Consider the following 25740-nt stretch of genomic DNA (forward strand, 5'->3'; position numbering starts at 1 on the left):
CGACTACGTCCGAATCCACTCGGAATTGCTAAAGTCAGTGCTTAACCGAAAATCATTATCTTTAATCCCGTAACTGACGGTTATACGAGACCGTTATAAACAAGTTGAAAAAAGTACTACAATTAATATTTTTAGTTATTGGATTAACATCTTGCGAAGCTCAAGAAGTTAACGGAATATGGATGTCATATCAGAATTATGTTATTGACACAAATTCAATGTACACTTCTGGGAATGAAGGAGTGTTAATCGACTTTGACAATCAAACTATCGGAACTATAAATTCGGACAGTATTGTCAAAATAAAAATTGATATGAAAAAGTCAAGATTATTTATGACAACCGACACTCTAAATGTTGACTTTAAAGTTTACCGAAAAGACTCAATTGGAATTGACTTTGGACAAAATATGATGCACGTATTTCGACCTCTGAACTTAAATCACAAATTGAATACTGAAAAAAAACTAATTAAGGACTTTTTGATTAAAAATAAGTTTGAGAAAATTAACGGAGAAATTGATATAGAATTCAGTGATAAATTTTTCTTTCGTGACGTTATGTTTGAGAAACCGATTAAGAAAAATGCTCTGATAAATAAAAGCTGGGACGATGAAGGATATTGGTTAGTCAAAGAAATTAAACAGAACTTTTTCTTAATATTTACTCTTGACCAAACTACTGACCAGAATATTTATCAAATTTTATCACTTGACGAATGTAAAATGGAACTTTTACAATTGCAAGAAGCTGAATTTGGAAATGCAAAAATAACTGAATTAAAAACCTGTTTATAACACCGTGTATAATTAATTGCTTTGGCAAGTGCTTATTTGGAAAATTCCTTCGGAATTTTCTATTCGGTTTGTATTTGCTAATTTAGTTGCTGAAACACGCAACGAAATCATACACAAACTCGTTGTGCATAATGCGGAAAAACGACAAAACATTGAAAATTTGAACTATAAAAGCCAGCCGCATAAATAGCACATTTGTTTTTTTTCCAACGCAAAAGCCAACGCTAAAAAAAACAAAAGAGCTATTTTAGCCAACGCTCGACAACAGCGATAAAAAGAAGAAATAAAATATATGTTCGAACAAACATTTAAAAATATAGACGACCTGCTTTACAAAGATTCAGGTGCAGATAGTGAATTAGATTACATAGGACAAACCTCTTGGGTTATGTTCTTACGCTACTTGGACGAATTAGAACAGGACAAAGCAGACGAAGCGGAATTAAAAGGAGAAGAATACAAATTCATTTTAGATGAAGAATATCGTTGGCCAAATTGGGCAATGCCAAAAGGTGCTGACGGAAAATTAGACCATCACAAAGCTATGACAGGACCAGACTTGGTTCAGTTTGTAGATAACCGTTTATTTCCATATTTAGCAGAATTCAAACAAAAAGCTGATAATCCTAAAACCATTGAATATAAGATTGGGGAAATTTTCTCTGAACTAAAAAACAAAATTCAAAGTGGTTACAACTTGCGTGAAATTTTAGAATACGCAGACGAATTGCCTTTCCGAGCTTCAACCGATAAACATGAATTAAGTCACTTGTACGAAAGCAAGATTAAGAACATGGGAAATGCAGGTCGTAATGGTGGACAATACTACACACCAAGACCATTAATTCGAGCTATGATTAACGTAGTTGACCCACAAATTGGCGAAAAAATTTATGATGGTGCAGCAGGTTCTTGTGGTTTCTTATGCGAGGCGTACGAATACATGTACGAACGCATGGAAAAAACAACCGACAATCTTAAAACCTTACAAGAAGAAACGCTTTACGGAAAAGAGAAAAAGAATTTGGCGTATGTAATTGGAATTATGAATATGATTCTTCATGGCATTGAAGCACCAAATATTATTCATGTAAATACATTGGGAGAAAATATTCGTGATATTCAAGAGAAAAACCGTTATCACGTAATTTTAGCAAATCCACCATTTGGCGGAAAAGAAAGAAAAGAAGTTCAACAAAACTTTGATATAAAAACAGGAGAAACAGCTTCGCTGTTTCTTCAACATTTTATTAAAAGTTTAAAAGCTGGTGGTAGAGCTGCAATAGTTATAAAAAACACTTTTTTAAGTAATGCCGATAATGCTTCTATTTCATTAAGGAAACATTTATTAGAAAGTTGTGATTTACATACAATATTAGATTTACCAGTAGGTACTTTTACTGGAGTTGGTCAAAAAACTGTGGTTTTATTTTTCACAAAAGGTTCACCAACAAAAAAGATTTGGACTTACGAACTTAAAGTTGATAGAAGTTTAGGTAAACGTTCACCTTTAGCGGATAATGATTTAGTAGAGTTTTTAGAAAAGCAGAACAATTTTGAAGTTTCAGACAATTCTTGGTTTACTCACGTTTCCGAAATTGACGAGAATAGTTTTGATTTAAAAATAAGTAACCCAAATAAAGCGGATGAGATTTCTGACAGGTTACCAAATGATATTGTTGAAGAGATTACATCACTTAATGATGAAACAAATCAATTATTAAATGATGGTTTTTTTCAGAGATACTTACAGGCTTTGGATTCCAACAGGCAAGAAGAATGGGAAATAAGTACATTAGGTCAATCCTGTGATTTCTTTAATGGTAAAGCACATGAAAAAGCAATTGACATCAATGGCGATTTTGTAGTTGTAAATTCTAAATTTATTTCGACAGAAGGAGAAGTACGTAAATTTACTCAAAATCAAATTTTTCCATTATTCGAAAATGATGTAGTTCTCGTGATGAGTGATGTACCAAATGGAAAAGCACTTGCAAAATGCTTCTTAATTGATGAAGATGATAAATATTCTCTGAATCAACGTATTTGTGCAATACGTTCAGATAGATTTAATAGTAAATTTTTATACTATCAATTAAATAGAAACAAGCACTATTTAAAATTCAATAATGGAGAAAACCAGACTAATTTGAGGAAATCGGATATTTTAGATTGTCCTTTAATTATTCCACCAATTGAAATTCAAAATCAAATAGTTGAAGTTTTGGATAGGATGAAAGAAATCACAGACCAAGTAGAACTTAATATTAAAGCAAATTCAGCTTTAATTGAAGAGCTTAAATTATCTGTTTCTGGTTTACCGTTTTTAATTGAAAATAATGAATTAGCAGAAAATTAACATGAACGAAGCACAAACTAAACATGATTTAATAGAACCAGCATTGCGTGAAGCAGGTTGGGGAATTGTTGAAGGCAGTCGTTTGCGTTTGGAGTTTCCTATTACCAAAGGTCGTTTAATTGGTCAAAACAGAAGAGCAACACCTCTTTTTGCTGATTACGTTTTAGAATACAAAAACAGAAGAATTGGTTTAATAGAAGCAAAAAAAAGAGATTTATATTATACAGATGGAGTTGGTCAAGCCAAAGATTATGCAGAACGCCTCAACATTCGTTTCAGTTATGCTACAAATGGTTTAAAAATTTACGGAATAGATATAGAAGAAGCTACAGAAGGAGATGTATCTAAATACCCAACACCAGACGAGCTTTGGGAAATGACCTACCCAACACCCAAAGAAGATTACAAAATTGAAATTGCCAATTGGAAAGACCGCCTTTTTGCAATCCCATTTGAGGATAGAGGTGGAACTTGGCAACCAAGATATTATCAACAGAATGCAATCGCCAAAGTAATAGAAGCTGTTTCTGAAAAAAAAGACAGAATTCTACTAACATTGGCAACAGGAACAGGAAAAACAGCTATTGCGTTTCAAATAGCTTGGAAATTATTTCATGCTAAATGGAATTTAAGACGTGATGCAAGCAGAGCACCAAGAATTTTGTTTTTGGCTGATAGAAACATTTTAGCAGACCAAGCTTTTAATGCTTTCAATGCATTTGATACAATAGATGAAAATATCAAGGTACGTATTCGACCTTCCGAAATTAAAAAGAAAGGTGGTGTTCCAAAAAACGGAAGTATCTTTTTTACTATTTTTCAAAGTTTCATGACCAATGTTAAAACGGAAACGGAATTTGAAGAAGAAGAGGAATTGCAAGCAGCAGAACCACAAGTAGTTTATGATGTTTCTAATTTTAATTTCGGTCAATATCCAAATGATTTTTTCGACTTTATCATTATTGATGAATGCCACAGAGGTGGTGCAAATGACGAAAGTTCTTGGCGTGCAATAATGGACTACTTCTCGCCTGCTGTACAATTGGGTTTAACAGCAACACCAAGAAGAGATGTAAATGGAGATACCTATGATTACTTTGGAGAGCCAGTTTATAGTTATAAATTAAAAGACGGAATTAATGATGGTTTCTTAACGCCTTTTAAAGTCAAAGAAATAGATACTACAATAGATGATTACACCTATACTTCTGATGATGAAGTAGAAGGCGAAATTGAAGAAGGTAGAGAATATACAGAAGCTGATTTTAATAGAATTATTGAGATTAAAGCAAGAGAAGAATACAGAGTAAAACTCTTCATGGATTCTATAAATCAAAACCAAAAAACATTGGTTTTCTGTGCAACTCAAATTCATGCAGCAGCAGTTAGAGATTTAATTAATCAATATGCCAAAAGTAGAAATACAAATTATTGCCATAGAGTAACTGCGGATGATGGAAAAATCGGAGAGCAACATTTAAGAGATTTTCAAGATAATGAAAAGAGTATTCCAACAATTCTAACAACTTCACAGAAGTTAAGTACAGGAGTTGATGCACCTGAAATTAGAAATATCGTTTTAATGCGACCAGTTAATTCAATGGTTGAATTTAAACAAATAGTTGGTAGAGGAACTCGACTTTTTGATGGAAAAGATTATTTTACAATTTTTGATTTCGTTAATGCTCACAATCATTTCCAAGACCCAGAATGGGATGGAGAACCGTTAGAACCTGAACAACCAACAGGAGGAGGAACACCAAGACCTTGCAATATTTGTGGAGAAACACCTTGTGTTTGCGAAAGACCTGAACCTGAACCTTGTCCTGAATGTGATAATATTCCTTGTGTTTGTGAAACGCCACCAAGAAGAATGATAAAAGTTAAACTCTCTGATAACAAAGTGAGAGAAATAGATTCAATGGTTAAAACTTCATTTTGGAGCCCAACAGGAAAACCGATTTCCTCTCAAGAATTTATTGAACAATTGTTTGGCGATTTACCTACATTCTTTACAAACGAAAATGAATTACGCCAACTTTGGAGTTTACCAAGCACTCGTAAAAAACTGCTCACAGAATTAAGCGAAAAAGGATATACAAATTCGCAATTAGAAGATTTGAGAAACCTAATTCACGGAGAAGATAGCGACCTTTTTGATGTGTTAAGTTATGTTGCTTATCACAAAGACCTTGTTCCAAGATTGGAAAGAGCAGGAAGAGCAAAAATTCAAATGAATGATTACAACCAAAAGCAACAAGAGTTTTTGAATTTTGTGTTGGAACAATACGTAAAAGAAGGAGTTGACGAATTAGACGATTCTAAACTTCCGAATTTATTGGAATTGAAATACAAAGCTATTGCAGATGCAAAACGTGAATTAGGAGATATTAAGTCGATTAGAGAAACCTTTATCGGATTTCAAGAATACTTATATCAAGAAAGAGCAATTTAGAATGAAAGCCAACGCTCAAAGCCATACACATTCGCAATTCGCTAAAGCCAACGCTACGCCAAAAATTGCAAAAGAGTATGTCTTGCCAACGCTCAATTTAGAACTAAATAACAAACATCGGAAAGACAAGCTGAACGGAAAAAGCACTATGCACAACAACGTGTATAAAACATAGCTATTACAGGCTTTTCGAGAGGTTTTTGTATATTTACAAAGTACGCCAAATTTTTTATTTGGTTATATTTATAAAAGAAAATTAAACATAAAAATAAAAAATTCGGCTCGTGCTAAATCCGAAAAGTTAGTGTTTATTTATACGCTACGTTTCATACACAAGACCGATGGAACACATTCGCCAAAGGCGAACTTTAATTACTTCGTGCTTCGCACTCCCGTCCTTAAAGTAAATGTGTTCCATCTAAGGGGTTAAACCAAATTACTAGTTTGAACTAAATATAAGTATATCGCCTTTAGCAAGCTTCGAGCTAAAACGTGTAACATCGTCGGTTAAAAGTAATTTGGTACAGCTTCTCTAACTCCCAATAAAATAAAATGGCAATTTACGATGATTAACATCATCTAATTGATGAACAATTCCATAATCTTATAAGGAAGAGGCTTATCATAGAATTGTTATCCATTTTATTGTATCTTCGTTATCATAGCTGAACTACGTTTAACCCCTTAGTTGTAGCCAATGCGATGAACTGCATAGATTAAAACAAAATGAAAGAAATACTCGAAAAAATATCATCTTATAACATATTCAATTATCTACTTCCCGGAGCTGTATTTGGTTTTTGGGCGACTAAAGAATATGACTTAACTATACCAACTGATATTCTGACTAATGCATTTGTCTATTATTTTTTAGGTATGATAATTAGTAGAATTGGTTCATTAATTATTGCACCGATTTTGAAAAAAATGAAGATAACCAAATTTGAGAATTATAAGGACTTCGTTAAAGCTTCTAAAAAAGATGAAAAAATTGATTTACTATCTGAGGTTAATAATATGTATCGGACAATTATCGCCCTTATAGTAACAATTGGTTTTTTAAAATTTTATAATTGGCTAGAAAGTAAACTTATATGGCTGAGTAATTGGAATATAACAATAGGGTTGGTTTTTCTACTTGTTCTGTTTGTTTTATCATATAAGAAACAGACAAAATTTATAACCAAACGAATAAAAGCAAATTTAGATGAGTAAAGAATGTACAGTTGTATTTTGGGATGTTCAACACGGACATTCAGCATATATAAAAACACCTAATGACAGACATATCGTAATAGATTTAGGAACGGGAGATTATTCTGGAAGTAACATAGAGTTTAGTCCACTAAAACATCTGAAAAATAATTATGGAGTTAAGCAACTTGACTACGTAATTGTGACTCATCCTCATTTAGACCACATTGATGATATTTTAAATTTTGACCTTTTGGACCCAAAAGTTTTTAGACGACCAAAACATATTACGAACAAGGAAGTAATGGATGGAGTTCAAGAAAAGGATAAGCCCAAGTTTAAAAAATATTGTGAAATTAATGACCGTTATAATTCACCTGTAGGTGCTGATAGCACAGATAGTGCATCAAATCCTGATAATTGGGGAGGATTAAATATTCAATCCTTTACCCCTTCTAGTTGTAACCATAATAATTTTAACAATCATAGTATAGTAACTGTAATTGAATATGCTGGAATTAAAGTTGTAATACCTGGAGATAATGAAAAATGTTCATTTGAGGAATTGCTCTTAAGGGAATCATTTAAAAAAGCAATTAAAAATTCAGATATATTACTTGCACCACATCACGGAAGAGAATCTGGCTACAATACAGATTTTATGGATTTAGTTAATCCTAGATTGACAGTAGTGTCTGATGGAAGGTTTTGTGAAACAAGTGCAAACGCAAGGTACTCTGCAAAAAGTAGAGGTTGGTCAGTATATAAAAAAAGTACAGGTATTTCAAAAGACCGAAAATGTTTAACAACAAATTCCGATGGAGAAGTTCTTGTTTCCTTTGGTTTTTCGTCTGACCCGAATTATAAAAACTTTTTATCAGTAAAAGTGGAATAAAGCACTGGCTACAACAATGTATAAAAATAATAGCGGTTTAATCGCTAAAACGAAAGTAAATAAATACAAAGAAGGTCTGCATTTAACCGAAAAGTTAGTGCGTAAAAATCCGCTACTATTCTTATACTAGACCGTTGTAGCACATTTGAGTGAAAAACCGAAAACATTGAATAAAGGAAAGAATTTAGCATATATTGGAATTACTGTAAACCTAATAATTGCAGGAATTATAATTATTTCTATGTTTGGAAAGTTTAGTGATTTGATTGACATCATATCTGATTGGCCTTTAAATTTAGGAATTGGAATTACAGCTCTTTATATTTCAGGAAATTACATAGGAAAGAAAATGGAATATTTAATTAACCATAAAAATTGGAATTCTATTTTAATTGGAATAATTGGTCTATTATCAATCTTATTAATCGGAATATTTTTTGGTTCGACAGTTGGTTTTCTACAAGAAGGAATTGAAAATATTGGACAAGAAAACGGGTTGAAAAATGCTTTAATCGATTATTATATTAAACCCTTATTTTGGATAATTCTATTTGGAATAATTCCAACAATTTTAGTTGGTGGAATTATGGGTTGGAATCTAAAAACAAAAGCTTGAATAACAAATCTAAAATTAACGGAATTTTACAGATTTTAATGTCAATATTTTGGATTTACCATTATGGAATTCTTTTATATCAATATCATTTTACAAATATTTTATTTGCTTTTATGTATCCAAACTGGACATTAATTCTCTTTATTTTTATGGGAATTTTAGGAATTGTAATTGGAAGTTCTGTAATATTAGGAAAGAAAAAAATAAAAACAGGATATTTACAAATACTTGGACTTTTAATAATTGGAATAATAATAGATTTAATTGTTCTTTCATAAATAAAAAAACGTGCTACAACAACATATATAATTTATTGCTGGCTTATTGCCTACTTACGAAAATCCTCGCGGATTTTCTTTGTCAGTAATTATTTACTAAATTAGGTGCTTAAACCACGCAACAAACCATATATAAACAAGTTGGGCGTAATTAAAAAAAGACATCGAGAAAATCAATGAACACAGTAAAAATCGGAGACAAATTTGAGGCTAAATCATATGACTTGATTCAAAAAGCAATCGAGAATGACGAATTAGGAATTTCTAAAAGCTCTGCTGTTGTTTATAAGCAAAAAGGTTATTATTCTAAAGACCGAGAAAAAGAAATAATTTTTGATTTGGCTATCGAAATATGGCCAAAAAATGCGAAAAGATACACTTTATTATATCTTATTGAATGTAAAAGTTCGCCTTCAGGACACAATGTTCCTGTAGATGACGTAGAAGAATTTCATACTAAATTTAACCAAGTTTCTGGAGGTGCTGTAAAAGGAGTTATGATAACTGACAACAAATTTCAGTCAGGAGGTTTAACTTTTGCAAAAAACAAGAGAATGATGTTAATCGAAGTAGATAAAGAAGACAACCATTCTATTCTACTTCACAGAACTGAAAAAAACGAAAAGAAAGAAGAAAAGAATAATCCAGATAAAATTTTCTTTAATTTCATCAAAAAGACTTTAGGATTAAAGAAAGTAAAAGGTTTAAAAAAATTAACAGCAGAAAAAATTGAGAATTTAGCACTTCCAATTTTGCAAAAATATAACGATTTACGCTTTTGTATTAATATCGACAGTTTTATTAAGCATTTAGAATATGAATATGATTTGAAATTTGATTTCACTCAACATTTAGAAACAGTAAACGGAAAAAAAATATCAGGCTTTTTTGACCTTAAAGCAAAAAAAATATTTATAGATAAATCTGTATTAGAAACTGAAAAATTTCGTTTTGTATTAGGTCACGAATTAGGACATTTTTTTCTTCATAGCAAATTGAAAGTTAATCAAGAACAATATAATGACTTTCAAGATTCTGAATATAATTTCTTTACAGATAGACACGATTTAGTAAATGATAGGAATTGGATTGAGTGGCAAGCTAATAAATTTGCTATTGCTCTATTTCTACCAAAAATATTATTTATTCCGCATTTAACAGCTTTTCGTTCGAGCATAGGAATTAGTCGTCCATATCATATATATTTAGACGAACAGAGAATTAATCAAAAAGACTATTATAAAACTATAGATTATTTGTCTGAATATTTTGGAATTAGCAAGACTTCAATAAAATATAGAATTGAGGAATTGAATTTAATAACTCATATAAAACCAAAAGAAGATTTGAGAAATGTAATTAGAAGAGCATTTTATGAATAATAACTACGCCCAACACCGTATAAAATTAATTGCTGGTTTTAGCCTACTTACGAAAGTCCTCGCGGACTTTCTATCTGTGATTTATTTGCTAACTTTAGTGCTTAAAACACGCAACTAATCTTATACAAACACGTTGGCAACAAGCTGTAAAAAATAACGAACATGAAAAATAAATTGAAATTAATAATCTTTTTTTTACTAATATCTAATTTTAGCTTTTCTCAAGTATCATTAGGTAAAAATGGAACTTTTTCAAATAAATGGTATTCAGGAAAATTAGTTTTAAAAAATAATGATACTCTAAAAGGAGTGGTTAAGTTTGAGAATTCTTCAACCACAAAAGACTTAATTGGTTTGAGAGGTGTTGGCGGAACCAATAAAATTTTCTTTAAAAAATCGAAAAAATCGAAAAAGAAAGTGAAATATAAAAAAGATGAAGTTGAATATTTTATTGTGAAAACAAACTCAAGTAAAATAGCTAAATATACTTTTGTACCAACTAAAAAGAATAAATCAAAGCTAATGCAAGTTCTTATTGAAGGAAAAGTTTCATTATACCTAAAAAAAGGAGTTGAAAATATGTATTTGGACAATGGAAATAGTACTACAATTATTCAAAACGATAAGAGCTTGTATTATGTAAAAAAAAGTAATGAAAAATATGTTAGTAATAGATTTTTCGCAAATATTTTTAAGTCATTCAAGAAAACTGCTGTTAGATACTTTTCTGACTGTAAACCATTAGTTCAAAAAATTAATAATGGCGAATATAAATCTGACCAATTATTTGAAATTGTTAAAGATTATAATAATTGTGAATAAAGCCTGTTGCCAACACCGTATATAATTTATTGCTGGCTTCTCGCCTGCTTACGAAAGTCCTCGCGGATTTTCTATTTGGTTTGTATTTGCTAAATTAGATGCTTAAAACACGCAACAAACCATATACAAACACGTTAGCTAACATTTGAGAAATGAACAAATCGATAATAATTTTACTTCTGATTTTAACAATTGTTAGTTGTCAAAAAAAAGAGAAAAACAAACCAATAGCAGAACAGACTAAAACTGAGAAAGATACAACAAAAACATATCGTGTAGTCAACTATTATTATGACAATGATAAAGATATTAGAGAAGAATATGAAGTTTATGTTTCTAAAGAAAAAGACACCTTTTGGAACCAAGTAAGATATTTTAAAAATGGAATACTTGATAATTCTAGAAGTAAACATTATGTGTTAAAAATTAGTGGAAAAAAAACTGACTCTTTTTTAAAAGGTACAATACGATTCTATTCTCCTGCTGATAGTGTTCCTGATTCTAAAATACATTCTAGAAATGTAATATTTACTTATTTACAAGAAGTCAATGATTCTTTAATTCATGAAGAAATTAGAACTGACAAAAATATAATTGAGTTTGATTATAAAAATTACGGAAATTTGAGTTTCGAAGGTCATATTAGTGATTTAAGATTTATTAAAATAGATTCTACTCCAGAAAAATTAAATCTGAATAGGAATTATTTCGCCATCGATACTGAGGTTTGGACAAATAATACTTTCGTGGAATTATTAAAATAAAACGTTAGCTAACAACGTGTATAACCAATTGCTCTGTTTGTGTGTACTCGGAAAATCCTAGCGGATTTTCCTACTGGTTCGGTTTCTTTTGTTAACTTAGTTCTAGCCAACGCAACAAGCCATACACAAACACGTTGGCAAACATTTGAAAATTGAACTCAAAATTAAATTTCGTCATAGCATTAATATTAATTTCATTTATTTCATCCTGTATGTCAAAAACTGAAATGATTAAATATATTCCAGCAACGGAACGATATCACATATTTCATCCGAAAGATTATTTTGTAAACGAAGATGAAGACGGAATTGTGACAATAACTTCGCAGAACGGAGAAACAAATATGACTCTTTCTGGATATGAATCAAACGGAGAAGTTGATGCTAAAGTGCTAACAGAATTTATAACTGAAGTTACTCAAGGATATGAATTACAAACAGAACCGAAAATAGAACAATTCGGAAACGGATTAAAAATTAGTGGAAAATATAAAAAGGATGGCAACGACTGGCTCTGGAAAATATACTCAGAAGAAAAAGCTATTGTAGTTGTTTCTGTTAACGGAGATGGAGTTTTAAGTGAAGAGGAAATCAAACTGAATGAATTTATGCTTGATAACTTTGAATTATACTCTAATTAAAAAACGATTTGCCAACAACGTGTATAACCAATTGCTTGGTTCTAGCCTACTTGGAAATTCCTATCGGAATTTCCTCTGGTTCGTTTTCTTTTGTTAACTTAGTTCTCGCCTACGCAAATAGCCATACACAAACACGTTAGGCAACATATGAAAAAACCAATCCGAAAGTACATTCTACTGATTTCTGTAATTATTCTCAATTTCAGTTGTTCGAATAACGAAAAATTAGGACTAGCAGAAATATCTGAAATTAATTCATATGACCAAGAAGATTCATATTTCCCACACGATTGCAAAATGGAATATGAATTGGTTGATAAAATGTTCGAATTAAAAAAAGCTGGAAAAAATATTATAATAAATAACAACGCCAACGATGGATTTACAGGACATTACATAACTCTTGAACTGAATTCACAACTGGAAATTATAAAAGCTGAATATGACGAATCAACCGATGTAATTGATGGAAGTGAAATGACTTTTATAGTGGATAGCGTTGAATTAAAACTGAATTCAAACCCTTTTGAGTCAAAAAAAATAGTAGGCTATTATTCAATCTATCTGACCCAAAACTATTCTGCTGGAAAACTAAAAGAACAAGGAGTAAAAGACGAAATTATAAAGCGAGAATTTAAAGGGAAATTTAAAACTTGTGCAAAATAAATACGTTGCCTAACACCGTATATAATTTATTGCTAGTAATAGCCTACTTACGAAAATCCTCTCGGATTTTCTATTTGGTTTTTATTTGCTAAATTTAGTGCTTGAAACACGCAACAAACAATATACATCAACGTTGGCAGTAAGCTCGGAAAAAAAACATGGATAACGGATTATTACTTATTATTACTTTTTCTACTCCTCTACTCATACTTATCGGATATTTTATCTGGTTATCTAAACGAAAAAAAAGACACACTGAGACGTTGATATCAGATTGGAATAAATTTGAGAAAGCACTCAGTCATGAACATATAAATGGAATAATAAAATACGGAACGGAATTAGTATGGAATGAAAACTTGACGGATTCTCAAATGAAAAAAATGAAAGAATCTGTTTATCCTCTTGCGGAAAAACACTCGGAATTGGAAAACCTAAAAAATTTGATATATAACAAATGGTTGGATTGGGATAAAGATATTGTTGGACATGGATAATTAACTGAATTAGCCAACAGCCAACAACGTGTATAACCAATTGCTTGGTTTGTGTGTACTCGGAAAATCCTGCGGATTTTCCTAATGGTTAGTTTTCTTTTGTTAACTTAGTTCTCGCCAACGCAACAAGCCATACACGAACACGTTGTTAGCCATAATATGAACGGAACGATATTTGAGGTCATTTAAGAAACTAACATTATGAAAAAAATCATACTTCTTTTATTATTGACTTTCGGAATTAAAACAGCATTTGCGGAATGTTCAATGAGTGCAATGTATTTCTTTCCAGAAACAAAAGAAATTGGCTTGAATTCAAGATTCATTATTCAAGGATATGCATTTAGTCAAAAAACAATAAAAAGTTTTAAAAACAGAAAAGTATACCTTGAAAGTGAAAATGGAGAATTAATTGAACTGAATCTTCAAGAATTTTATACTGGACAAATGCAATTAACTCAAGCTATATTTTGTCCAACATCGGAATTAAAGCCTAATACAAAATACTATCTTAAATACTCTGACCAAACCGAAAATGAGGGAAGAGAAATGAAGCAATACAACAGAGAAAAAAAGGTAAGAGAAAAAGTCTATTGGAAAACGACGGACAAAAAAGAACTCGAAAACCTGGATTCTAACTTGAATGTTGAATTTGAAAAGACCGAAGTTATACACTATGGTTGTGGACCATCGGCAAATGCAATTTTTAATGTAAAAAATAAATCGGAATCTGAAATTTGGTATAAGACAGAAGTTGTTGACTTGAGCACTAACGATAAAAAAGTATTTTACATTAAAGAATGGAATGGTAAGCTAAATGTTGGACACGGAATGTGTGCAGGAGCATTTACTTATAAGAATAAAGGAAAATATAAAGTTAGGTTCACACCAATGAATACTGATGGGAAATCATTAAAAACAACTGATTGGACAACCTTTGAAAGTCCGTTTATGAACGCCAAAAGTCCATTCGGAAATTAAAAATACTATGGCTAACAACGTGTATAATTAATTGCTTTGGCAAGTGCTTACTTGGAAAATTCCTTCGGAATTTTCTCGGGTTCGTATTTGTTTGCTAAATTAGTTGCTTAACCACGCAACTAACCATACACAAACACGTTAACCGCAATAACCTCAACCTCATCATTGCTAAAATTTTCTGCCTCGCTACGCTAAAAATTTTTAAACGCAATGACAAGGTTTCACATACGCAAATCCGCAATTTGGTTAACCAAAAGGCTAAAGATTCGCTAATTGCGGTTAACGACTGGCGTGTAACTAAAAAATAGCCCTTGCACCAACTGCGTTGGTGACTTAAAATTTTATATAGTATCAATTTAAAAACCATATTATGAATTTTGATGACCTGAAAAATGAATTAAACAATCCAAAACTTAATTTTGATAACGGACAGTTAATTCTTCACTTTATTTCAAAAAACCTATACAATGACTATTACAATAGAGCAATACTAAAAACACAACTAGAAATATTAGAACTAAGTAAAGGAACGCTACCAAGCGAAATAGAAGAAGTCGTTGACGAAAAGCTCTTGGCTTGGACGGACAAGTTTTCTCAATGGCACAAAACCGACTTCGTAAGAGATGTTCTCGATTTTTCTCACAAAGAATAAATCTTGCAATATCCTTATTGGTTATTTTCATAACTATATATTTATTAAATTGCTATTGCGTATGACCAATCATACGTGTTAATTACTGCGGTTAACACAGTGTATATTTCATTGCTAAAGCAATGAGGGCTATTTTTTAGTTTGTTGCTTACTTGTTCTCGGTATTTTAAAGCAAGCTTTAAATCCCTTCACAAACGCAACAAAACATACACGCCAGTCGTTAGCTACAATTTGAATGAACATTAGAACTACTTTCATAATACTATTCAATTTAATTTGCTTTGAATCTTATTCTCAAAGCATATTTTCTGCTTTGCGTCACGATAATCCTATTGATTTAAGAACAGATTCTAAAGTAAAGGAAATATCAAAGACAACAGTTTTCTATAACAAAAGCGGAACTGAAACCAAAAAAGATATAATCATAGTAAACCATTTGAACAAAATAACATCCGAATTGAGGTATGGAGAAAATGGTAAATTGGAAACTCGACTAACCCGAATTTTTGACTCAACTGGAATTCGGAGTTTAAAAAGAAAAATAGAACGTTGGCATCCAGTTATTGGTTATAGCTCTGAAACAGCAACTTACGAATACGATGAAAATGGATATATGATAAAAATTACTGACCGAAATCAGAACAATCAGCTTTTAAGAGAAACGTTTCTAAAGAATAATGAAAATGGACATCCAATCGAACTAAAGTTGAATACCCGAAATTCCAACTCTTACGGAACTGAAATCGCTGAATATGACTATCCGAATAATTTTGTTATAACCAAAGTTTTTGATGATAATGGAAAAACAATATCTGAAAGTAAACACAAAATTGACTTTTCAATTAAAGATTTAGATGGTTTAGAATATGACGAAAACGGAAATTTAATAAAGTCAAAGAATTACGAATACGAATATCAATACGACAAGAATCTGAATTGGAAAAAGAAAGTGATTTACAAAATAGTAAACGGAAAAAGAAAAAAATATCAGGTCTTGACAAGGAAAATCAAATACGAAAAGTAAAAACTGTAGCTAACATTGTGTATAATTCATTGCTAGTTTAGGCTTACTTACGAAAATCCTCGCGGATTTTCTATTCGGTTTGTATTTGCTAAATTAGTTGCTGAAATACGCAACGAAATCATACACAAAACCGTTAGCTACAATAAACTCAACCTCAGCTCCATTGCTGAAACTCGATTTTTTCTGATTCGCTGCGCTAAAAAAATACGGTTTCTTAACACAATGTTCGCTTCGGTATCGCATACGCAGAACGAAACAATGACAAGTCATAATTTCACTTGTTCCGCTAATTGTAGCTAACGACTGCGGATAACAAAAAAAAGAACCCAGCAAGGCTACGCCTTGACTTAATATTTTAAATATGGATGCTGAAAAATATGATTTAATTCTTGAATTTATTTTAAGAAAAGAGAATGTAAATTCTCGATGCAATGCTTCTTTAATTAAAAGAGATTTGTTTCCAGAACTCAATACAGACCAAATAAATAATCTTATAGATGAAATGGAATCTATAAATTCTAAAGTGTTTAATCGATTACACAAAGCTCGTAATAAGCCAATAGAACCTAATGGGTTAACACAATTATTTTTAGATGATGGTGGTTTTAGATTAATTAAAAAAAATCTTATTATTAAGAAACAAGAAAATGTTAAACAAAGAGAAAAAGAAACAAAACTATTAGATTTAGAAGTTAGATTAGCTAAATCAAATATTGAAGCGAATAAGCTAAATAAAAGAGTTGCTAAAATAAACAAGAAAAATGAAAGCAAAAATATGATTGCTACTTGGCTTAACGTTTTATTTGCTCTCATAAATATAGGAATAGTTGTGTGGCAAGCACTAAAAGATTGATAATTAACAAAATCATATTTATTTTTAGTTTAGTTTTTGTTTTCATAATTCAATTTATTTATCATTAATATTTATTTTATTTCTACAATCTTCTTAACTTGTCATCGAAACTAGTGGATAACCAAAGATTGTTACAGTAGTTAACAATGTATATATTTCATTGCTTCGCAAGGGTTCTTTTCTTTGTTCGTCGCTTACTTGTTCTCGGTATTTTAAAGCAAGCTTTAAATCCCTTCACAAACGCAACGAAACATATCCGCAGTCGTTGGCAATAATTTGAGAAATGAACTTTTACGAAATAATTTACATGAATATTTATTTATCAATTTCGAGAACGAACAAATCTATTCCTGAATGGTCAACTTTATTTTGTCTTTCTATTCTATTTTTTTTCAATGTGCTTTCGACATTGAGATTGTTGAATATTGATATAAAAGGACTAGAAAAAAATATCTTCTATGTTATTCTTGGAGCTATTTTTGGAATTCACTATTTGTACTTTCAAATGGGAAATCGGATTATTAAAAAAATAACGGACTTAAAGCCAAAACTGAATCTAATAAGTAGAATTATGACAGTATTTTATCTTTTCGGAACTCTTTCTTTATTCTGTTATGTAGTGAATATCGGTCTTAATTATTATCTGACTTTAATAATCGGAATTGGTTTGATTATAATTTTAGGAAATTATGTTTTCGGAACAAGAAATAAACAATTTGATTAAAAAAACTATTGCCAACAACGTGTATAGTTCATTGCTTGGAAATTCCTATCGGAATTTCTGTCGCTTCTGAACAATAGGTTTCTGTTTATTTACTACCTTAGTGCAGACGCAACGAAACCATACACGAACACGTTACCCAACATTAGAAAATGAGCATAATACGACCAAGACTTAATGACTTTTTTAATATTCCAATAACACAAGAAGAGGTCGATTTTGCAATTCCATTTATTGATGAAGATATTCCTTTATACGTTGACCCATTTTTGATGTGGAAATCGCCATCACTTCAAGATACTTCTTTGCATCTTTTAATTACAAATAGTTTTAACCATATTGGTCATTTATTCAATAAAGGAAAAGAAAAAGAAGCGATTGAATTATTAATCAGAACTTCAGAATGTGATGAAGTTGGACTTGGGAATTCAAAAACAAAAAAAGGCAAAAGAATTGGAGAAAAATTATCTGCTAAAATTTTAAATCAATTTAATTCAATTCCACAAATTCAAAAAAATGGATTTGTCCATTTTGAGGAATTACAATTGTTAGTTGAAAATTTCTCTAAAGATAGAGTTAGTGATATTTCTTGTAATTTTATTCAATCCTTTTTGGTTGATTTCACAATTGAACAATGCGAAAAATATGGAATACCAATTGAAAAAGTAACACTTAATAATATTTATAATCCAAAGAAATTAGAATTTGGAAAAGAGGAAACACATTTACCCATTAACCCAATTACAAAAGAACCAATTCTATTTACACCAAAAAGATGGTTGAAACATATTCCTTGGATAAATCCAGACGATTATTTTAAAAATTATTACGTTAATAATATTCATAATAAAGGAGATGAATTTCCAGACAGAATCAAGCTTTTGAATTTTAATCGACATAATTATGATATAGTAAAAGCTTATACTGCAATAAAGGAAAAACAAAGTGAGGATTGTAAAAATGACCCACTTTTTAATCAAATACCTATAACTTCCGCTAAAAGAAAAATTTCTACCATAACAAAACTACCTACTGGAAAGACAGATAATGCAGATAGAAAGTTTGAAGATAACACTTGCCAACTTTTAGCCTCATTACTATATCCACATTTAGATTTTGCACAAGAACAAAGCAGAACTGATTCAGGAGTATTAATAAGAGATTTGATTTTCTATAATAACACTTCGACTGATTTTCTAAAAGAAATTTATAACGATTATGATTCCAAGCAAATAGTATTTGAATTAAAAAATGTTGCGGAGGTTAGTAGAGAACATATTTTTCAACTAAACAGATATTTAAATGACCAATTTGGTCGATTTGGAATAATTATTACTAGAAAACCACCGCCAAAAAAAGTTTTTAAAAATACAATAGACCTTTGGTCAGGTCAAAGAAGATGTATTTTAATTTTGGACGATTCTGATTTAAAATTAATGACACAAGTCTTCATTAGTAAACAAAGAAATCCTATTGAAGTAATTAAGAAAAAATATATTGAATTTATAAGGGCTTGCCCATCCTAGAAGTTATGACAGAAGAAGAAATAGACATATTTGAAAAAACCTTAAATCAGTTAGAAGGACTTCACGTTGAAGTATCGACATTATCCAAAAAATCATATAATGATGCACTAAATAACTTTAAACTAAAATTAGTTAATCAAGTACTTAAAAGCAGTAATAAAATTCTTGGAAAGAAATATAAACCATTTGATGATTTTGAGGCTTTTTTAGAAGAAGAAATTCCGAGTAATAGTGATGTTACATTAGTGCTTTCGCAATACCTTAACTGTATGGAAAGTTTTAGAGAAAAGAATATATACTCACACGTAGAATGGACTTCTAGTGGAGGAATTGCTAAAATTTACTATTATTGGAAAAAATCTAACAAACGTGAAACTTATCCACCAAAAAACATCAAAAAATAATGGCTAAAAAATATTTACCAACAGAAGCTGAAGTTGAACATTTCAAAATGTTAAACCAGTTATTGGAATCTGTTTATCTTGAAATGAAAGAATTCTCTAAAAAGAAACCTGATGAGCCTTTAAATGCATTTAAGGTAAAAAATGTAAATAGACTTTTAATTAAAATTAAAGAAGGTCTTAAAAATGAGCCAACGATTGACTTTCTAGATTTACTAGATGAAGAAACATTACCGACAAATAGTGATGCGATTTTAATTATTGGACAATTTAAAGCTTCTATGGACAGATTTCGTGGAAAATACACCAACGAATATAGAAGATGGACAACTAAAGAAAATCCGAAAGGAGATAAAATATATTTATAAAAAACGTTGGGTAACAACGTGTAAGCGCAATAACGGCTGAATTTCCTATCGGAAATTAAAAAACCCTTATTTAAAAGGGGTTTAAGCTAAAAAGGCAACAATAAGGCAACAAATATTTGATTATAAGAACTAATCAAAGGAAAGAAATAATAGATAAAATTAAGAACTTATTAAACGATAAAATAAAACCGTTCGTGTAGAACGGTTTTATAATTTAAACATCAACCGTTAATTAGCTGTTCCAGAGCCTAAATAAACGCTATTTGACACAGTACTACCATCAGCAGTAATAAATGCCATAAAAAGCTCAACAGTATCCCCTGCGTAGGTACTTGGAATTGTAATGATTTGAGATCCTACAGTTCTATCAGCACCATCAAGAATATACATTGATTCTTTTTTACTTGGATTATAAACTAAAATCATTGCTTTATCAGTTGCATTTGCATTACCTTCAGCAGAGTTATCATCCCAAGTAAATTCTACTTGCCCCGCAGTTGCTAAATCTGTTGCAGGGTTCAATGCTCCAGATAGATTACCTCTACTTAATAAAGCTAAAGAATAATCTACAGTAAAGTTTGGTGCAGCTCCTGTAATAGCATTATTCAATACATATGACATTGCTGCATTAAACTCTGTTTTTTGTACCGCATAAGATTTATACCCTTTCTTGATAAAACCTAAATTCGGTTGAAGATACTCCAAAGTAACAGTAAACTTGTTTCTTTGGTTAACTTGTCCTTCTGTTCGTGGATTTGCCACATTTGAAGGCTTAATTCTCAAATAGTCAATACCTTTCCAAGAAGCACCAACTACGTTTCCTACTTTACCTGATACACCGCCCAGGATTCCTTGTGAAATAACACCCATTGTATATAAAATTTAAAATTAATACTTGTTCGAAGTTGGTACGGACTTGGTACGGTCTTTAACCAACACAAGTAATATATGGCAAATACTATGCTAATAGATTGATTCGGTTTTTGTTGCCCTTTGTTGCCCGATTATGCTTTTTAGAAAATAGATTTTGTATATATGACACTTTTAAATCTGCCATTTTTGAAATTACTTTTTGAAGTTCAGCTTCTTTTTTACAAATTGCTGACACTATATTAATATGCTTTTGTAACTCAAATTCATCACTTAACAATAAGGTGTAACTATTATTTAAGGTTTTTCTACAATCATCTATTGAAATGAATGGAATAACACTACCTTTTAGATGATTTGCATAGAAACCGCCTATTTGTAGCATCATCGATAAATGATAAAGGGTGTTTTTTTCTTCTTCGGTTGGCACAGTTACCACAAAGCAATTAGGACAGGGATTTATCAAAGGCTTTCCGCTGTTTTGCCCTTTGTTCAGAATAAAAAAATGAGGTTGCGAGTAGGTTCTTCCGATTTGGTGTGTTTTCAGTTCAAAAGTTGACATAGCTATCCAATTTAAAATTGCTTCGCTACGCTTCGCACCATTAATTTTTTAAAAGAAAAACAATAAAAAAAGAAAGCCTAATGCTCTTGTGGCGTGGATAAGGCTGTCAAGGTTTTTGGATAAAAGTTTTTTGAGGTTAAATGTTTAATCATTTTGAAAAATGCTTTTGAAAAAAGTTTTATTCAAAACCCGTAGGGCTTGACCTTTATAGCCTTGCGCGTTGGCTGTGGTAGCCACATATATTTGCTACCTTTTTTTATTTATTGACTGTTCTTCTAAAACATCTAAAATATCTTTTTTTTTGTATAAGATTCTGTTGCCCATACGAATTGGATTTAAAATACCGTGTTTATTCCAAGAATGTATTGTTACTAAACTTATCCTTAAATAATCAGCTACTTCTTGTCTTGTTAGTAATTCATCATTTTTTGATTTTGATAGTTCTTTAAGATAATCTTCAATTTTAAGTAATAATTTATCAGCTACCTTATCGGCTAATTCATCAATTGTGACTTCTGTAATTTGGATTGTTTTTGTAATCATCTTGAAATGTATTTAATTAATTGAACAACACTTTTTGGGGCATAAACTCTTAAAAAAATAGGTTATTTCCAATTTGAGCGTGGGGTGAAGCGTTTGTATGGGTAGCGTTTTAAATAGTTGTTTGATAAAACAGCATTTAAACAAGCTACTTATACAGGACTTTTAGGCAATAGCTTTTTGTTTTTTTGAGGCACGAAAAAAAGCAATATGCTATGGCGTATTACTGCATATTATAAACCTGTTTTTTTATAACCGCTGACTTGGGTGGTGGGGAAAAGTGGACTTTTAAATTTGTTAACGAAATGAAACAAACAAAGACTTGAGGTAAGGAATACTTGGACTTAACGATGGTTTTGTGCAGCTTGAATGAGATAACGAATATTATTATCAATTAACGTAACCCTCAAAATATTCAGATGTTTAATGTTTGTTCAAAATGTGGTTATATGTTCTGATGTGCGCGTTGGAATAGCGGATATTTTACATAATACCAGTTATAGCTACAAAATGCATTAACACTGCGATAGCAAACCTTTGAAAAGTGCCGTTTGCTACTATAACTTGTATTATGTAAACATAGCTTGGGGTAGTTTTTGGTGTGCGCGTTGGCAACAGCTCTTTGCTTTTTTGTTGTACCAATTAAAATCAATAGTTGATTAGACAAAATAAGCAATGTGCTGTGTGTGGGTTGGCAACCAAAAACTACAAGCGCGTTGGATAGCGGAACAAAACAAAAGACAGAGGGTTTTGAGGTACGAAAAAACTGGGTTTTGTTTTGTGGGGACTTATTATTTCAATTATTAATTTCACAATCAATAAATGATAGAAGTTCATTTGAAGATTGATTAAACTTAAACAATGAATCTTCCGTACTCTCTATATCTTCAATATTAATACCACTAATTAAAAACTTTGTATAATCATTCAAAATGCTATTTACAGGTTCTTTTTTGATATTATTTGAAGTAATAGGATATAATAAACCTGAAATTACTAATTGATTCCTCTTATTGTAATATGCCTTATAAGTATGAATCTGAAAGAAATCTGATCTATCAACATCTAAATAATGACCTTTCATAAGTTTATATTTAGCATCAAAAACAGCTACTTTATTACCTTTGGTTAATACAATATCTGGAATTAATTTACGTGAATAAAAGCTTCCTTTATAGGATTGTATTGTTTCAGATTCTACTTGCCAACCTTCAAGATTAAACTTTACTTGGAATATTTTTAACAAATACATTTCCCAAATTTCGGCCATATCTAAAAAGAATGCGTAACCGTGCTTATTTGAAGCTTGATTATTCATTGTTTTGTTGACTAAAATGGATATTGATAAATCTAATACTTCTTTGAATGATTGGTATATTTTTGGCAATTTAGAAGTATCGTAGAATGATTGGCGATTTAAAGATTTATCTCTCGCTAATTCTAGTTGATGTATAATTTGAATTGCGTTTTTTGGTAGTTTATTTATTTGTGGTAAACCGTAACTTTTTGATAGTTTTTTAAATGTTTCATATAACAATGATGCTATATCTGGGTTAATCGTTTTTTCATAACTTGACGATATTAACTTATTATTGTTTTTATAAGGTAATATACTATCTCTAACTTCTAACTTACCCTTTATTTGTGCTCCAGAAAAAACTCTTTTCTTATTTGTACGAGGTAAACCATACTTATTTGCCTGTATTAATTTAGATAACCAAATTTTAGCTATTATACGTTTTATGTAATCATCTGTGGTGTCAGATTTACTTAATGATTGTTTACTCTTTGCGAATTTGAAATTAAAAATGACTTCTAATAATTCAAATAAAAATAATTCACCAAATCTTGGTTTAATAATAATTTGATATTCTTCCTCTTGAAATGTAAATGAAATTTCTCCTACAAATCTATTCACCCACCATTGATTATTATAATAATTAAAAACAGGTTCAGCATCTCTTTCTTTATCAGAAAAATGGAAAAATGAATTTTTAGAAACAACTTGAGAGTTAACAAATTGAATTATATCATAAGACAACTCATTATCAATACAAGTGCTTTCTTTTAAATGAATTATATGCTTATTAGTATTAATCAAGTGATGCTTTAAAGAAGGTGTTGTTTAAATCATTAATCGTTTTTTTCTTTTCATCTTCTTCAACGTTACCTAAATAAGCTTCTAAAATCGGTTGAATAGAAATATCCCAAAGAATAGATGCAGGACCATTGGCTCTGAATAATTTATCTTTAATTCTATTTGTTTTATTGTTGATAGCTTTAAAAGACGAATATATATCAACTATTTCAGCAAAAAATGTATGACCAATTTCAAACTGTTTTCCTAATTCATCAGCATTAGATATGGCAATATTTAAAGCATTTGCAGCATTTATTAATCGTTCAATATCTCTATGTGATAAGCCTGCCTTTTGTTTTTCATTTTTTAAATAAACAATATCTTGTAAGATACCAGCATTGTAACCGTAAGGGAACCATAAAAAACGACGTCTTAAAGCGAAATCTATTTGCTCTAAAGAAAAGTCAATTTCATTCATTGTACCAATAATGTATAAATTATCTGGTATGTTTAATTTAAAGTTACCAACTGCTGTTACAATATCTTCATTTCTATTTTCCATTGCTGAAAAAACTTCCCCAAAGACTCTTGATAAATCAACACGATTTATTTCATCTAATATCAAAACGTGAGGTAGATTGTCACTATCGTTTTTTGCTAAATTGCAATACTCAAATAGTTTGCCTTTTTGGGGTTTGGTTTGGTCTTCAACTAATTGCATACCTGCAACAAAATCTTCGTATGTATAATTTGCGTGTAATTGAAGTCTATGTATTCTATTATTAACAATGGATTCACTATTTGAAAAGAAGGTATCAAGATTCCCTTTATTTTTTAGATAGCTTTCTTTTATAAGTGCATTTGCTATTGTATTTGCAGAATGGGTTTTACTTGTGCCTGGTGGGCCATATAAAACAATCGCTTTTTTGTATAATATTGCTTGTAATTCATCATAAGGTATATCACTTGCACTATAATTCCATAGCTTTTTTAGGTCATTTTCGTAGAAGTCAAAACCATTATTTCTCCATTTATTTAGCTTTTCTCTTATTAATAAAATACATTCATCAGCATTGGTGTTTTCACCCTCTTCATCCTTAATAAGTGACCTAAATGTATGGTAGATTTGAGCTTTATGGCCATTAGAAGCAATTCTTTCGTAACGATCTGGGAAAGCACAATATGTTAATATATTATACATCGTAAGAGCCTTATCTTGAAATCTTTCTCTGAATTTTGCATCTACAGGATATTTCTCTTTCTCTTGATAGTATTTAAGATATAAGCAAATAGCTTCTACCCATTTTTTTAATTCTTCTAAATCTGCACCTTCAGATTGTTTTTCAATAAGTGTTTTAATCAATTCTATATTAAATGCTATTTCCCAATATTTATTGGTTTTATGAAATTGACCAGCACTACCAAAACCGTATTTATATGGTTCATCTTTTATCTTTAAATCCTCTAAACCGGTTATTGTTTTTGTGTAATTTTTCTTTGTTGCTGTTTGCAAGTCATTCACCGAATAAGACCATAACCATTCGGCGTGTGCAAAAACAAGTTTTTCATTATATGATGCTCCTTCAAATTGACTTGCTAACTTTTCTTGAAATTTTAAGTCCTTTTCATCATTGTAATTTTCAATAAACCTACCTTGAATACTGTTTATAGTTTCAATAGAAAGTATATTCGTGTCATCCGTTAAAATACTGTTTTTATTGATTATAAATGAATTGATAAATTCATCGAAAAGCTCGTGTATTCTTGACCAATTAGGATTTCTCATTTTTTAAATT

General features: G+C 30.5%; 26 protein-coding genes. 21 read left to right on the forward strand and 5 right to left on the reverse strand.

Annotation, left to right across the window (positions count from 1 at the left end):
- Positions 1-104: 104 nt before the first annotated feature.
- The 21 genes from BXY80_RS13370 to BXY80_RS13470 all read left to right on the forward strand — a co-directional run bounded on the left by BXY80_RS13370 (position 105) and on the right by BXY80_RS13470 (position 19892).
- Positions 105-797, forward strand: a complete 693-nt coding sequence (locus tag BXY80_RS13370; protein ID WP_120202784.1) for a hypothetical protein — start codon at positions 105-107, stop codon at positions 795-797.
- 292 nt (positions 798-1089) lie between these two features.
- Positions 1090-3156 carry an N-6 DNA methylase gene (locus BXY80_RS13375; protein WP_162843321.1) on the forward strand — a complete coding sequence of 689 codons (2067 nt, stop codon included), beginning with the start codon at positions 1090-1092 and terminating at the stop codon, positions 3154-3156.
- A 1-nt stretch (position 3157) separates the two neighbouring features.
- Complete coding sequence (gene hsdR, locus BXY80_RS13380) at positions 3158-5611, forward strand: EcoAI/FtnUII family type I restriction enzme subunit R (RefSeq protein ID WP_120202786.1); 2454 nt, start codon at positions 3158-3160, stop codon at positions 5609-5611.
- Between the two features lies 1 nt (position 5612).
- Positions 5613-5786 (forward strand): hypothetical protein, encoded by a 174-nt coding sequence (locus tag BXY80_RS13985; RefSeq protein ID WP_162843322.1) that lies wholly within the window; start codon positions 5613-5615, stop codon positions 5784-5786.
- Positions 5787-6337: 551 nt separating this feature from the next.
- A complete protein-coding gene (locus BXY80_RS13385; protein WP_120202787.1) occupies positions 6338-6826 on the forward strand; it encodes a hypothetical protein in 489 nt (162 codons plus the stop codon).
- Positions 6819-7700 (forward strand): ComEC/Rec2 family competence protein, encoded by an 882-nt coding sequence (locus BXY80_RS13390; RefSeq protein WP_120202789.1) that lies wholly within the window; start codon positions 6819-6821, stop codon positions 7698-7700. Before BXY80_RS13385 ends, BXY80_RS13390 begins: the two co-directional genes overlap by 8 nt.
- A 166-nt stretch (positions 7701-7866) precedes the next feature.
- Positions 7867-8316: a hypothetical protein gene (locus BXY80_RS13395; protein ID WP_120202791.1), complete on the forward strand. Its 450-nt coding sequence runs from the start codon at positions 7867-7869 to the stop codon at positions 8314-8316.
- Positions 8313-8594 carry a hypothetical protein gene (locus BXY80_RS13400; RefSeq protein ID WP_147376140.1) on the forward strand — a complete coding sequence of 94 codons (282 nt, stop codon included), beginning with the start codon at positions 8313-8315 and terminating at the stop codon, positions 8592-8594. The genes BXY80_RS13395 and BXY80_RS13400 overlap by 4 nt, the downstream gene beginning before the upstream one ends.
- Positions 8595-8770: 176 nt before the next feature.
- Complete coding sequence (locus BXY80_RS13405; RefSeq protein WP_120202795.1) at positions 8771-9976, forward strand: ImmA/IrrE family metallo-endopeptidase; 1206 nt, start codon at positions 8771-8773, stop codon at positions 9974-9976.
- Between the two features lie 162 nt (positions 9977-10138).
- The gene (locus tag BXY80_RS13410) at positions 10139-10798 is read left to right on the forward strand and encodes a hypothetical protein (RefSeq protein ID WP_120202797.1); all 660 of its coding nucleotides are present in this window, start codon (positions 10139-10141) and stop codon (positions 10796-10798) included.
- Between the two features lie 152 nt (positions 10799-10950).
- Positions 10951-11562 (forward strand): hypothetical protein, encoded by a 612-nt coding sequence (locus BXY80_RS13415; RefSeq protein ID WP_120202799.1) that lies wholly within the window; start codon positions 10951-10953, stop codon positions 11560-11562.
- Positions 11563-11714: 152 nt separating this feature from the next.
- Entirely contained in the window at positions 11715-12203 is a 489-nt protein-coding gene (locus BXY80_RS13420; RefSeq protein ID WP_147376141.1) for a hypothetical protein, read from the forward strand.
- Positions 12204-12350: 147 nt separating this feature from the next.
- The gene (locus tag BXY80_RS13425; protein ID WP_120202803.1) at positions 12351-12869 is read left to right on the forward strand and encodes a hypothetical protein; all 519 of its coding nucleotides are present in this window, start codon (positions 12351-12353) and stop codon (positions 12867-12869) included.
- 158 nt (positions 12870-13027) lie between these two features.
- On the forward strand, positions 13028-13366 hold the full coding sequence (locus BXY80_RS13430; RefSeq protein WP_120202805.1) for a hypothetical protein: 339 nt from the start codon (positions 13028-13030) through the stop codon (positions 13364-13366).
- Positions 13367-13567: 201 nt separating this feature from the next.
- Complete coding sequence (locus BXY80_RS13435) at positions 13568-14347, forward strand: hypothetical protein (protein WP_120202807.1); 780 nt, start codon at positions 13568-13570, stop codon at positions 14345-14347.
- Positions 14348-14717: 370 nt separating this feature from the next.
- Positions 14718-14999 (forward strand): hypothetical protein, encoded by a 282-nt coding sequence (locus tag BXY80_RS13440; RefSeq protein ID WP_120202810.1) that lies wholly within the window; start codon positions 14718-14720, stop codon positions 14997-14999.
- A gap of 235 nt (positions 15000-15234) precedes the next feature.
- Positions 15235-16023, forward strand: a complete 789-nt coding sequence (locus tag BXY80_RS13445) for a hypothetical protein (RefSeq protein WP_147376142.1) — start codon at positions 15235-15237, stop codon at positions 16021-16023.
- Between the two features lie 361 nt (positions 16024-16384).
- Positions 16385-16876 carry a hypothetical protein gene (locus tag BXY80_RS13450; RefSeq protein ID WP_120202814.1) on the forward strand — a complete coding sequence of 164 codons (492 nt, stop codon included), beginning with the start codon at positions 16385-16387 and terminating at the stop codon, positions 16874-16876.
- Between the two features lie 873 nt (positions 16877-17749).
- Positions 17750-19123: a hypothetical protein gene (locus BXY80_RS13460; RefSeq protein ID WP_120202818.1), complete on the forward strand. Its 1374-nt coding sequence runs from the start codon at positions 17750-17752 to the stop codon at positions 19121-19123.
- Between the two features lie 5 nt (positions 19124-19128).
- Positions 19129-19527, forward strand: coding sequence for a hypothetical protein (locus BXY80_RS13465; RefSeq protein ID WP_120202820.1), 399 nt, complete (start codon positions 19129-19131; stop codon positions 19525-19527).
- Complete coding sequence (locus tag BXY80_RS13470) at positions 19527-19892, forward strand: hypothetical protein (protein WP_120202821.1); 366 nt, start codon at positions 19527-19529, stop codon at positions 19890-19892. The genes BXY80_RS13465 and BXY80_RS13470 overlap by 1 nt, the downstream gene beginning before the upstream one ends.
- Before the next feature lie 228 nt (positions 19893-20120).
- On the opposite strand, the gene BXY80_RS13475 is transcribed toward BXY80_RS13470, so the two are convergent.
- The 5 genes from BXY80_RS13475 to BXY80_RS13495 all read right to left on the reverse strand — a co-directional run bounded on the left by BXY80_RS13475 (position 20121) and on the right by BXY80_RS13495 (position 25730).
- Complete coding sequence (locus BXY80_RS13475; protein WP_120202823.1) at positions 20121-20762, reverse strand: DUF6266 family protein; 642 nt, start codon at positions 20760-20762, stop codon at positions 20121-20123.
- An 88-nt stretch (positions 20763-20850) separates the two neighbouring features.
- Positions 20851-21324, reverse strand: a complete 474-nt coding sequence (locus BXY80_RS13480) for a DUF6943 family protein (RefSeq protein WP_120202825.1) — start codon at positions 21322-21324, stop codon at positions 20851-20853.
- Positions 21325-21570: 246 nt separating this feature from the next.
- A complete protein-coding gene (locus BXY80_RS13485; RefSeq protein ID WP_120202827.1) occupies positions 21571-21867 on the reverse strand; it encodes a helix-turn-helix domain-containing protein in 297 nt (98 codons plus the stop codon).
- 793 nt (positions 21868-22660) lie between these two features.
- Positions 22661-23965, reverse strand: coding sequence for a 5-methylcytosine restriction system specificity protein McrC (locus BXY80_RS13490; protein ID WP_120202829.1), 1305 nt, complete (start codon positions 23963-23965; stop codon positions 22661-22663).
- Positions 23958-25730, reverse strand: a complete 1773-nt coding sequence (locus tag BXY80_RS13495; protein WP_120202831.1) for an AAA family ATPase — start codon at positions 25728-25730, stop codon at positions 23958-23960. Before BXY80_RS13495 ends, BXY80_RS13490 begins: the two co-directional genes overlap by 8 nt.
- Positions 25731-25740: the final 10 nt, after the last annotated feature.

The organism is Ichthyenterobacterium magnum, assembly GCF_003610635.1.
Classification (GTDB): domain Bacteria; phylum Bacteroidota; class Bacteroidia; order Flavobacteriales; family Flavobacteriaceae; genus Ichthyenterobacterium; species Ichthyenterobacterium magnum.